Here is an 11,904-nt window from a genome sequence, read left to right on the forward strand (position 1 = left end):
GGGTGGGGGTGGCCTCGTTGCTGGTGCAGGCGGTGAGCAGGGCGCCCGCGCCGATCGCGGCTGTGCCGAACAGCAACCGGCGACGCGACAGGTCACGACTGTGCTGGGTCATGACGACCTCCTGGTATCGGGGGTGGTGAGGGGCGGAAGAGGGTGCACGGGGCCGGGCGGACGTCGCAGGAGCCGACGTCGCCGGGAGGCGTTGCGGTGGTCAGACCTTGGCGGCGGTGGGCCGGTTGCGGCCGAGGAACCGGGTGAGGCTGCCGAACTGGAACTGCTGGATCAGGACGGCGGCCACGATGATCCCGCCCTTGACCATGTTCTGCGCCTCGGTGGAGAGGCCGTTGATGGCGAACAGGTTGGTGATGGTGGAGAAGATGATCACGCCGAGCAGCGAGCCGACGATGGTGCCCCGGCCGCCGCTGAGCAGCGTGCCGCCGATGATCGCGGCGGCGATCGCGTCGAGTTCGTAGAGGTTGGCCATCGCCGCCTGGGCCGAGGTGGCCTGGGCGGTGAGCATGATCGCGGCGATGCCGCAGCAGAGCCCGGAGAGGGCGTAGAGCAGGACGGTGTGCCGCTTGACGTTGATCCCGGCGAGCCGGGCCGCCTCGGGGTTGCCGCCCACGGCGACGGTACGCCGGCCGAAGGTGGTCCGGTTGAGCAGGACCCAGCCGGCGGCGACCACGATGGCGAGGATGTAGACCAGCAGCGGGATGCCGAGCAGCTTGGCGGCGGCGATGTCGTTGATGGTGGTGTTGTTCGACACCTGGGTCTGCTTGTCGGAGATCTCGGCGGCCAGACCCCGGGCCGCGACCAGCATCGCCAGGGTGGCGATGAACGGCACCAGCCGACCGTAGGAGATGAGCACCCCGTTGACCAGGCCGACCGCGAGGCCGACGGTCAACGCGGTGAAGATCATGCCGCCGGCGCCGAAGCTCTGGGTGGCGAGCGTGGTGGCCCACACCCCGGCCAGGGCGACGATCGCACCGACCGAGAGGTCGATGCCGCCACCGATGATCACGAAGGTCATCCCGACGGTGACCACGCCGACCACCGAGGCCAGCTTGAGGATGGTCAGTACGTTCTCCCAGACCCAGCGGGAGTCACCGTAGAGGTCGGGCCGGGTCGCGATGCCGATCACGATCAGCACCACCAGTACGCCGATCAGGCCGAGGTTGCGCCGGGCCCCTTCCCCGGCGTCCCCCCGCCACCAGGAGAGCCGGCCGGCCCGGGTGGCGCCGTGGGCCACCGCCCCGTGCCCGGTCGGTCCGGCGGGCGGCGCCGGGTCCGGCAGGTCCGCTGTCGGGCGCGGCGCGTCCGCAGTGGGGGTCGCACTCATGTGTACCGTCCTTCGTCAGTGTCTGGGGGCCACGCGGGCGCGTCCGTCGCGCTCACGCGGGCACTCCTTCCATGAGGGACCCCGCCATGACGAGGTCGAGCACGGTGTCTTCGTCCAGTTCGCCGGCCGGTGCCTCGCGTACCACGTGGCCCTCCCGCATCACCAGGACCCGGTCGGCCAGGCCGAGCACCTCGGGGACCTCGCTGGAGACCAGCAGCACCCCGACCCCCCGGGCGGCCAGCGCCCGGATCACCTGGTACAGCTCCGCCCGGGCACCCACGTCGACCCCCCGGGTCGGTTCGTCGAGCAGCAGCAGCCGGGTGTCGCCGAGCAGCCATCGCCCGACCACCACCTTCTGCTGGTTGCCGCCGGAGAGGGTGCGTACCGGCCGGTGGACGTCCCGGGGGCGCAGTTCCAGCGTCCCGGCGATCCGGTCCGCCTCGGCCACCTCCCGCCCCGCCCGGGTGAACCCGAGCCGGGCGTACCGGCTGAAGGTGGCGAGCGTGACGTTGCGGTAGATCGGTTCGCCGAGCAGCAGGGCCTGGCTCTTGCGTTCCTCCGGGGCCATGCCCAGCCCGGCCCGGACGGCGGCACCGACGCTGCCGGGGCGCAGGGCACGACCGGCGATCCGCACCGTGCCGGTGTGTGCGCGCCGGGCACCGAAGATGGTCTCCAGCAGTTCGGACCGGCCCGAGCCGACCAGCCCGGCGATGCCGACGATCTCACCGGCCCGGACGCTGAGCGAGACGTCGGCGAACTCGCCGTCGCGGCCCAGCCCGTCCACCCGGAGCAGTTCGGTCGACTCGGCCGGGGCGGCCGGGCGGTCCGGGAAGACGTACTCGATGGACCGGCCGGTCATCCGGCTGACCAGGTCCCGGGTGGGGGTGGTCCGGGCCGGCAGGTTGGCGGCGGTGGTCCGGCCGTCCTTGAGCACGGTGACCCGGTCCCCGATCTCGCGGATCTCCTCCATCCGGTGCGAGATGTAGATGACCGCGATGCCCTGGGCGGTCAGCTCCCGGATGATCCGGAACAGGTTGCCCACCTCGTCGTGGGCCAGCACCGCGCTCGGTTCGTCCATGATGATCAGTCGGGCGTCGTGGGAGAGCGCCCGCGCCATGCTGACGATCTGCTTACCGGCGGCGGGCAGTTTGCGGACCGCCCGGCCGGGCGGGATCTCCGGGTGGCCGAGCCGGCCCAGGATGTCCCGGGTACGTCGGGCGATCTGCCCCCGCCGGACGAACCCGAGCCGGCGGGGTTCGTGCCCGAGGAAGGCGTTCTCCGCCACCGACAGGTCCTCGACCAGGTCGAGTTCCTGGTAGATGGTGGCGATGCCGGCGCGCATGGCGGCCTGCGGGTTGGCGAAGGCGACCGGTTGCCCGAGCCACTCGACCCGCCCCGAGTCCGGGCGGTGGGCGCCGGAGAGCACCTTGATCAGGGTGGACTTGCCGGCGCCGTTCTGGCCGAGCAGGCAGTGCACCTCGCCGGCCCGGACCTCCAGCTGCACGCCGTCGAGGGCCCGTACCCCGGGGAAGGTCTTCACCACGTCGGTCAGCCGGAGCACGATCTCGCTCGTACCGGATCCGGTCGTCGGGTCGGTGGTCATGACGCCTCCCCGAAGGCCACGTCGCTGGCGAGTACGGCGGCACCGGCGACGCCGGCCCGGGGCCCCAGCTCGGAGAGGACCACCGGCAGGTTGCCGGTGGCCAGCGGCAGGGAGCGGCGGTAGACGACGCTGCGGATCTCGGCGAGCAGCACGTGGCCGAGCTGGGCGAGGCCACCGCCGATCACGATCATCGACGGGTTGACGAAGCTGACCAGCCCGGCGAGGACCTCACCGACCCGGCGACCGCCGTCGCGGATCAGCCGGATGCAGGTGACGTCCCCCTCGACGGCGCCCTCGGCGACGTCGCGGGCGGAGAGGTCGCCCCGGGCCGCGAGCCGCTCGGCCAGCGCGGGTGAGGCCCCGCTGCGGGCGGCGGCCAGGGCGTCCCGGGCCAGGGCGGCACCACTGAACCGGGCCTCCAGGCAACCGACGTTGCCGCAGGAGCAGACCGGACCGTGCCCGTCGACCTGGATGTGGCCGATGTCCCCGGCACAGCCGTCGGTACCCCGGTAGACCTCACCGGCGAGGTGGATGCCGCAGCCGATCCCGGTGCCGATCTTGACGAAGAGGAAGTCGTCCACCGAGTGGGCCACCCCGCCGTGCCGCTCGCCGATCGCCATGATGTTGACGTCGTTGTCGACCACCGCCGGGCAGCCGTGCTCGCGGGTGAGCAGCTCGCGCACCGGGAAGCGGTCCCAGCCGGGCATGATCGGCGGGGAGACCGGCACCCCGTCGCGGAAGCTGACCGGGCCGGGCACCCCGATCCCGACCGCCGCCAGCCGCTCGTACGCGCCGTCGACCCGGGCCTTGTGCAGCAGCTCGTTGACCCGGTGCAGGATCACCTTCGGGCCGGACCGGATGTCGGCGACCTCGGCATAGGCGGCGACCGGTTCGAGGCGGCCGTTGACCACCTCGACGTCGACCGAGCTGGCGCCCAGGTCGACGGCGGCGAACCGCAGTTCGGGGTTCAGCTCGACCAGCGTGGAGCGGCGACCGCCCCGGGAGGCGGCCAGCCCCGCCTCGGCCACGTAGCCGAGGCCGACCAGGCGGTCCAGTTCGGCCAGCAGACGCGGCCGGGGGATCTCCAGCCGGTCGGCGAGCTCGGCTCGGGACACCGCACCGTGGTCGCGCAGCAGACGCAGCAACCGCAGGTGCAGTGGTTCGGCCGTACGCACCGGAACCTCACCTCCGCTTCGGACTCCTGACACACCGGCGAAACATCGGTGTGTTGTGTCCGACACAGTAGGAGGCTTACGTACCGCGTGTCTAGAGCTTCAGGCGATCCGGTGCCAACTTTTGTTAGTACGAACAAAAGATGTGTCCGCGCTGACCGATCGGCTGACTACCGCCCGTCATGGCTGCCCTGTTTGCGCAGCTTGCGGTCGTCGCGGAGTTGGACGTAGGGCTCCTCGTCGGCGGGGTGTCCCGCCGAGATGGCCCGGCTCCGCTCCAGCTCGGCGTCCAGCTCGGCGCCGAGCAGGATCGCGATGTTGCTGAGCCAGAGCCAGACCAGAAAGATGATCACGCCGGCCAGCGCGCCGTACGTCTTGTTGTACGAGCCGAAGAAGCTCACGTAGAGGGCGAAGAGCCCGGAGACCGCCAGCCAGATCAGCACCGCGACCACCCCACCCGGGCTGACCCAGCGGAACCCGCCGTGCCGGGCGTTCGGTGAGGCCCAGTAGAGGATGGCGAACATCAGGCTGACCAGCAGCAGCAGAACCGGCCACTTCGCGTAGTCCCAGACCGTCACCGCCGTCGAGCCGATGCCCAGGGCACCACCGACCTCCTCGGCGAGCCGGCCGGTGAAGACCACGATCAGGGCACTGGCCAGCAGCAGCACCCCGATGACCGCGGTCACCCCGACCCGGATCGGCAGGGTCTTCCAGATCGGCCGCCCCTCCGGCACGTCGTAGATGCTGTTCGAGGCGCGCATGAACGCGGCGACGTACCCGGACGCCGACCAGAAGGCGCCGAGCAGACCGAGGATCGCCACCAGTCCGGCCGTACCGCCGCTCTGCTGCGCCTGGTCGATCGCGCCCTCGATGATCTGCCGGACGTTCTCCTGCGGTACGACGTCGTCGATGGTGCCCCGGACCTCCTCGGTGGTTCGGGGGCCGAGCAGGCCGAGCAGGGAGACCAGTACCAGCAGACCGGGAAAGATGGAGAGCACCCCGTAGTAGGTGAGCGCGGCGGCCCAGTCGGTCAAGCTGTCGTCGCCGAACTCGCGGACGGTCCGCCGCAGCGCCGCCTGCCAGGACGCGCCGGACAGGTCGGTCGGGCTGTCCGGCCCCGCGTCCGGACCCGGCGGGCGTACCGGCTCCGGGTCGGGGGCGGCGTCGACGCTCCGGTCGCCGTTCGTCCGGTGGTCGGCGGGCTGTTCGGTGGCCATCGGCGGGTCTCCTCGCAGATCGGGTACCCGTCCCCTATGCCCCCGGCCGGCACGCCCTATGCCCCGCCCCGCTCGTCGGTCGGCCGTCAGCGGTCGGCGGTCAGCGGTCAGCGGTAGAGCAGCCGTCCCATCCGTCGACCGGCGACGACCAACCCGAGTACCAGCACGCCGAGCAGGTACAGCACGTCGAGCAGCAGCGACCAGTCACCGGAGCCGGTGGTGATCCCCCGGGTCAGGTCCACCGCGCGGTACAGCGGGGTGACCTCGACCAGCCAGCGCAGCACCGCCGGGTACGCCTCGGCCGGTACGAAGGTGCCGGAGAAGAGGAAGAGGGTGAACTGCACGAAACCCACCAGGTCGAAGTCCTGCCAGCTACGCATGTAGGTGGAGGCCGCCATGCCCAGGGCGCCGAAGGCGAAGCCGATCAGCACGGCCGCCGGGAAGGCGGCGAGCGCCCGGGTGGGCGTGGTCAGCTCCATCGCCACCATCACCCCCAGGAAGGCGGCGGAGTAGAGCACCCCCCGGGCCATCGCCCAGCCCAACTCCCCGAGGGCGATCTCGAACGGCCGTACCGGCGTCGCCAGCACCCCGTCGTACAGCTTCATGAACTTCATCTTGGCGAAGAAGTTGAAGGTCGTCTCCGCCAGCGCACCGGACATCGCCGACGCCGCCAGCATCGCCGGAGCCACGAACGCGGCGTACGGGACGGTGCTGCCGTCGGGCAGCGGCAGTTCCCCGATCAGCGCGCCGACCCCGACGCCGATGGAGAGCAGGTAGAGCAGCGGCTCCAGGAACCCGGAGATCAGCACCACCCAGTACGACGACCGCAACGTGGCGATGTTGCGTTCGGTCACCGAGGCCGAGCGGCGGGCCACGGCGGTCAGCCCGACCAGCCGGGGCAGCAGAGCGCCTACCACGGACCCTCCTAGAAGACGAGCCGACGGCGGAACCGGGCATGGGCCAACCCGCAGCCGACCAGCGCCCAGGCGGTGAGGTAGAGCAGGTGACCGGGGAGGGACCAGGTCGGCGCGGTACCGAGCGTGGCGGCCCGGGACAGGTCGACCGCGTGCCACAACGGTGAGAGGTACGCGAACCCGCGCAGCACCACCGGCAGCGACTCCACCGGGAAGAACACCCCGGCGAAGAGGGTCATCGGGATCACCCCGAGGCGGATCAGCAGCGCCAGGTAGTTGTCGCTGGGGATCGAGGCGGCGAAGGCGAAGACCGGGGCCGCGACAGCCAGCCCGAGCAGCAGCATCAGCGGCAGCGTGGCCAGCGCCCAGGGCGAGTGCAGGGACCCGGCGACCGCCGCGACGGCGAGGAAGACCACGCTGCTGATCAGTACCCGGACCAGCACGTACGCCAGGTGGCCGCCGAGGATGTCGGCCACCCGCAGCGGTGCGGCGGCCTGCCCGGCGTAGACCCGGACCCACTCGAAGTTGCCCAGCACCGGCCAGGTCGACTCGGCCACCGCCACCTGGAGGGCGGTGGAGGCGATCAGCCCCGGCACCAGGTAGTCGAGGTACGGCACCCCGGCCACGCCGCCGTCGACGTACGCCCCGACGCCCAGCCCGAAGCCGACCACGGTCAGCAACGGCAGCAGGAACGACGACAGCACACTGCCCCGCCAGACCCGGCGGTACCCGATCAGGTGGTACTCCAGTACCGCGAGCGCCGGCCCCACCCCGGCCGGTCGCCGTCGCGGTGTCTCCACGGTGTCCATCAGTCGACCAGGGTCCGGCCGGTGAGGTGCAGGAAGACGTCCTCCAGCCCGCTGCGCCGGACCAGGACACTGGCCGGGGCGAGGGCACGGCCGTGCACCTGGGCCATCGCCGCGTCCCCGTCGGCGACGTAGAGCAGGATCCGGTCGGGCAGCACCTCGACCCGTTCGCCGATTCCGTCGAGCTTCCCCGCGACGTCCTGCTGCGAGTCGACGACGAAGCGCAGCTCGACCACCTCGCGGGTGGAGTACCGGTCGATCAACTCCCGGGGTGAGCCCTCGGCGACGATCCGGCCGCCGTCCATCACCACGAGACGGTCGCAGAGCTGCTCCGCCTCGTCCATGTAGTGGGTGGTGAGCACCAGGGTCACGCCCTGCCGCTTGAGCCGGAACAACCGTTCCCAGACCAGGTGCCGGGCCTGCGGGTCCAGCCCGGTGGTCGGCTCGTCGAGCAGCACGAGGTCCGGGGAGTTGACCAGGGCGCGGGCGATGGTCAACCGACGTTTCATCCCGCCGGAGAGCGGCTCGACCTTGCTGCCGGCCCGCTCGGTGAGCTGGACGAAGTCGAGCAGCTCGGCGGCCCGCTGGGCGGCGACCCGGCGCGGGATGCCGAAGTAGCGCGCGTAGGTGGTCAGGTTCTCCCGGACGGTCAGCTCGGGGTCGAGGTTGTCGAGCTGGGGGCAGACCCCGAGGCGGGCCCGGATCGCCGGCCCGTCCCGGCGCGGGTCCATCCCGAGGATGCGGAGTTCCCCGGCGGTGGGCGGGGAGACACACCCGATCATCCGCATGGTGGACGACTTTCCGGCACCGTTGGGCCCGAGGAAACCGAACGCCTCACCCGGACGCACCTCGACGTCGATGCCGTCGACAGCGGTGAAGTCGCCGAACCGCTTGACCAGTCCCCGGGCCTGGATGAGTGGCTGCGCAGTGGTCACCCGCCGACCCTAGACGGACCCCGGGCCGGACGCCGCCCCGTTTCGCCCGACCGGCCACCACCCCGGACAGCCCGGCCGAGCGCCGCCCGACCACTCCGCTCCTTTGCTCTGCTTCAATCCCGGAAACAGTGACTCACCGTGCTCGGCAATCGAGCCGACGACAACCCGAGTGATTCACATTCCCGCAGCTCAAGCGGGTGTTTCCGCTACTGAAGCAGAGCAAAGGCGGCGAGCAGGGCGGGCGGGCCAGCGACGGGCGGCAACCGTCCGTGACGAGAGCCGGTGACCCCCTCCGACCCTCGCCGCGAACGGGGCGTCCCGATGGCCACCCACCCATTGAGGGTCGCCTACGGCCCTCTTTCCACACCGCAATCGGAAATCATTACCGGAAGCGCCCGGGGGGTCGGATGATAGCCCTCGCCATTCCGTGCCGGTACACCCCAGCGACAGCACCGCAACCCCTGTTCTTCCGCCTCGACGTACCCTGCTGAGGTGGCCGGACACCCACCGGCAACCTTTGCCGCGCAGAATGTTTCTCATTTTTTTGATCACGCTTACGTAAACATCAACGGCAATGTTCCTCTCGGCTGGTCAGAGGCGTATCGTGCCGCTTCGTGTCGTCTACCCGATCTTCCGAGGGCCCCCTCCCGACCGATCCGGAAACGGTGGTTACCCCGACCGCCGCCATTGTCGGGAGCGCGGACCGGGCGGACGGGACCGACCGGGAACCGACCCACCGGGTCACCGGTGACGCGGTGGCCCGGGCCACCGCCGAATCCCAGGAACTGGCCGCCCAGTTCGAGGAGGAGAAGCCCGGTCGGGTGCTCACCGGACCGGTCGGCGTACTCCTCACCACCACCGCCCTGGCCGTCGCACTGCTCACCCTCTGGCAGGTCTTCCGGCCGCTGCCCCAGGGCAGCAAGTTCTACCTGATCATCTTCCTGGCGGGCGTCCTCCCGTTGGTCTTCCTCGCCTACCCGGCCGGGCTGCGGCTACCCACCGTGCTGCGCCGCCGACCGGAACCGGCCCCCGGCGACGGCACCACACCCGCGCCCGGCCGCACCGGACCGACCGTCCCCGACTGGGCCCTCGCCCTGCTCGCCCTGGCCGTCTGCCTCTACCCGGTGGTCCCGGTGACGGTGACCGGCGCCAGCGGCGGCTACGACGCCTTCCTCAACCGGCAGGGGCTGCTCACCCCGGTCGACGTGGTGCTGGGCACGCTGCTGCTGCTCCTGCTGCTGGAGGCGTGCCGGCGGGCCACCGGCTGGGTACTGCCGGCGGTCTGCCTGCTCTTCCTCGCCTACGGCTACTACGGTGGGCTGCTGCCCCAGACCTGGCCGGTCGCCCACGCCGGGCTGGACTTCGACCAGATCGTCGACGCCCTCTACAACTCCGACAGCGGCTTCTACGGCACCCCGCTCGACGTGGCCGCCTCGTACATCGTGCTGTTCACCATCTACGGGGCGGTCCTCGACGTCTCCGGCGCCGGACGGTTCTTCGTCGAACTCTCCGCCGCCGCGTTCCGCCGGTCCCGGACCGCCGCCGGCCGCACCGCCGTCGCCTCCGGCTTCCTGCTCGGTACGGTGTCCGGCTCCGGCGCCGCCACCACGGTGAGCATCGGCGCGGTGACCTGGCCGATCCTGCGGCGGGCCGGCTACCCGGCCGAACGGGCCGGCGGCATGCTCGCCGCCGCCGGGGTCGGCGCCATCCTGTCCCCACCGACCCTCGGCGCCGCCGCCTTCATCATCGCCGAGTACCTGGGCGTGTCCTACCTGCGGGTGCTGGCCTGGGCCACCATCCCCACCGTCCTGTACTACCTGGGCATCCTGCTCTCCGTCGAGATCGACGCCCGGCGGTACGGCGCCCGACCGGTGATCATCGACGTGGCCTCGCCCTGGCGGCTGCTCGCCCGGTTCGGCTACCACTTCGCCTCGCTCTTCGTCATCATCGGCTGCCTCGCGGTGGGCATGACCGCGACCCGGTCGGTGGTCTTCGCCACCCTGCTGGCCGTCGCGCTGTCCTTCCTGGACCGGGCCCACCGGCTCACCCCGCGCCGGCTGGTCACCGCCCTCGCCGCCGGGGTACGCGGGGTCCTCGCCGTGGCCGCGGTTTGCGCCGCCGCCGGCATCATCACCGCCACCACCACCAAGACCGGGCTGGGCGTGCAGGCCGCCGCGATGCTCGTCGACGCGGCGCGGGCCCTCGGCGACGACCCGACCGTGGTCCTCGTCCTCACCGCCGTCTTCGCCGCCGTCGCCCTGACCCTGCTCGGGCTGGCCGTCCCGGTCACCGCCTCCTTCGTGATCGGCTGGGTGATCATCGGCCCGGCCCTGCTCGACCTGGGCGTGGCCGCGCCCGCCGCCGCGATGTTCGTCTTCTACTTCGCCGTACTCTCCGAGGCGTCACCGCCGACCGCGCTCGCCGCCGTCGCCGCCGCCGCGGTCACCGGCGGCCGGCTGGTGCCGACCATGTGGCAGACCCTGCGGTACGCGCTGCCGGCCTACCTGGCGCCGATCGCGTTCGTCGTCACCCCGGCCGGTCTCGGGCTGCTCGCCATCGGCGGCCCCCGGCAGATCCTCTTCGCCACGGCCGCGTCCGCGCTCAGCGTGGCCGTCCTGGCCGTCGCCGCCGGTGGCTGGCTGCCCGGTGTCGGACCGGCCGGTACCCCGGAACGGGTGCTCGGCGTCCTCGCCGGCCTGGCCCTGCTCTGGCTCGAACCTGTCCCCGTCACCGTCGGCGCCGCACTCGCCGCACTGGTGGTGACGGGATGCGTGATACGACGCGGAGCCGCCGCGAGAACCGGCGGCCCGCAGGCCGGGAACCCGGCGAACCTGAGGGAGGAAACCACGTGAGGCGAACCAGCGTACGACTCACCGTCGTCGCCAGCACGCTCGCACTCGTCGCCGCCGCCGGCACCGGCTGCGGCGGCCGGCAGGACAGCGCCGCCAAGGACGACACGTCCAGTGAGATCACCTGCAAGGTCGAGAAGGACACCCGGGTCGGCATCGCCACCGGCAACGCCACCGGCGTCTACTACGTGGTGGGCAACGCGCTGGCCAACCAGCTCTCCGGAGCCACCGGCGGCAAGCTCACCGGTACCGCCGCCGAGACCGGCGCGTCGGTGCAGAACGTCGAACAGCTCGTCGCCGGCAAGTACGACGTGGCCTTCTCCCTCTTCGACACCGCCGTCAACGCGGTGCAGGGCAAGGGCAGCTTCACCGCGCCCCAGCCGGTCGAGGCGCTGGCCCGGATCTACGACAACTACACGCAGGTGGTGGTCCGGGCCGACGCCGGCATCACCTCGGTCGCCGACATGAAGGGCAAGCGGATCTCCACCGGGTCCCCGAAGTCCGGTACCGAGGTGATCGCCAACCGGTTGCTCACCGCCGCCGGACTCGACCCGGCCAAGGACGTCCAGGCCCAGCGGCTCGACCTGACCAAGACCGTCGACGGCATGAAGGACGGCAGCATCGACGGGCTGTTCTGGTCCGGCGGGCTGCCCACCGGCGGCATCACCGACCTGTTCACCACCGCCGGGGACAAGGTGAAGTTCATCGACATCAGCCCGCTGCTGCCGAGGATGACCGAGCTGAACCCGGCGTACCAGGCGGGCACGATCAAAGCCGACGTGTACGCCACCACGGCCGACACCCCGACCATCGTGGTGCCGAACGTGCTGCTGGTCCGCAAGGACCTCGACGCCGACGTCGCCTGCGCGATCACCCGGACCGTGTTCGACAAGCAGGACGCGCTCGTCCAGGCGAACCCGGCGGCGAAGGGCATCAGCCTGACCACCGCCCGCAAGACCGAACCCGTCGGCCTGCACCGGGGCGCCACCAAGGCGCTCACCGACCTCGGCGCCAGCTGACCCGCAGCCGGGCCCGGGGTCGTCCCACCCCGGGCCCGGCACCGCCACAC

At 71.7% G+C, this 11,904-nt stretch carries 9 protein-coding genes; 2 read left to right on the top strand and 7 right to left on the bottom strand.

Annotation, left to right across the window (positions count from 1 at the left end; genetic code table 11):
* Window positions 1-211: 211 nt before the first annotated feature.
* The 7 genes from GSF22_RS22905 to GSF22_RS22935 all read right to left on the bottom strand — a co-directional run bounded on the left by GSF22_RS22905 (window position 212) and on the right by GSF22_RS22935 (window position 7,986).
* The gene (locus GSF22_RS22905) at window positions 212-1,339 is read right to left on the bottom strand and encodes an ABC transporter permease (protein WP_208815793.1); all 1,128 of its coding nucleotides are present in this window, start codon (window positions 1,337-1,339) and stop codon (window positions 212-214) included.
* Window positions 1,340-1,391: 52 nt separating this feature from the next.
* The gene (locus tag GSF22_RS22910) at window positions 1,392-2,942 is read right to left on the bottom strand and encodes a sugar ABC transporter ATP-binding protein (RefSeq protein ID WP_208815794.1); all 1,551 of its coding nucleotides are present in this window, start codon (window positions 2,940-2,942) and stop codon (window positions 1,392-1,394) included.
* The gene (locus tag GSF22_RS22915; RefSeq protein ID WP_208815795.1) at window positions 2,939-4,117 is read right to left on the bottom strand and encodes an ROK family protein; all 1,179 of its coding nucleotides are present in this window, start codon (window positions 4,115-4,117) and stop codon (window positions 2,939-2,941) included. The genes GSF22_RS22910 and GSF22_RS22915 overlap by 4 nt, the downstream gene beginning before the upstream one ends.
* Before the next feature lie 167 nt (window positions 4,118-4,284).
* Entirely contained in the window at window positions 4,285-5,331 is a 1,047-nt protein-coding gene (locus GSF22_RS22920) for a YihY/virulence factor BrkB family protein (protein WP_208815796.1), read from the bottom strand.
* A 107-nt stretch (window positions 5,332-5,438) separates the two neighbouring features.
* A complete protein-coding gene (locus GSF22_RS22925) occupies window positions 5,439-6,248 on the bottom strand; it encodes an ABC transporter permease (protein ID WP_208815797.1) in 810 nt (269 codons plus the stop codon).
* Window positions 6,249-6,256: 8 nt separating this feature from the next.
* Entirely contained in the window at window positions 6,257-7,054 is a 798-nt protein-coding gene (locus tag GSF22_RS22930; protein ID WP_208815798.1) for an ABC transporter permease, read from the bottom strand.
* Window positions 7,054-7,986 carry an ABC transporter ATP-binding protein gene (locus tag GSF22_RS22935; RefSeq protein WP_208815799.1) on the bottom strand — a complete coding sequence of 311 codons (933 nt, stop codon included), beginning with the start codon at window positions 7,984-7,986 and terminating at the stop codon, window positions 7,054-7,056. Before GSF22_RS22935 ends, GSF22_RS22930 begins: the two co-directional genes overlap by 1 nt.
* Window positions 7,987-8,651: 665 nt before the next feature.
* On the opposite strand from GSF22_RS22935, the gene GSF22_RS22940 reads away from it, so the two are divergent.
* Together GSF22_RS22940 and GSF22_RS22945 are read left to right on the top strand one after the other, a co-directional pair.
* Window positions 8,652-10,838, top strand: coding sequence for a TRAP transporter permease (locus tag GSF22_RS22940; protein ID WP_208815800.1), 2,187 nt, complete (start codon window positions 8,652-8,654; stop codon window positions 10,836-10,838).
* Complete coding sequence (locus GSF22_RS22945) at window positions 10,835-11,854, top strand: TAXI family TRAP transporter solute-binding subunit (protein ID WP_307804235.1); 1,020 nt, start codon at window positions 10,835-10,837, stop codon at window positions 11,852-11,854. Before GSF22_RS22940 ends, GSF22_RS22945 begins: the two co-directional genes overlap by 4 nt.
* Window positions 11,855-11,904: the final 50 nt, after the last annotated feature.

It is taken from the genome of Micromonospora echinofusca (genome assembly GCF_017614955.1).
In the GTDB taxonomy this organism is placed as follows: domain Bacteria; phylum Actinomycetota; class Actinomycetes; order Mycobacteriales; family Micromonosporaceae; genus Micromonospora; species Micromonospora echinofusca_A.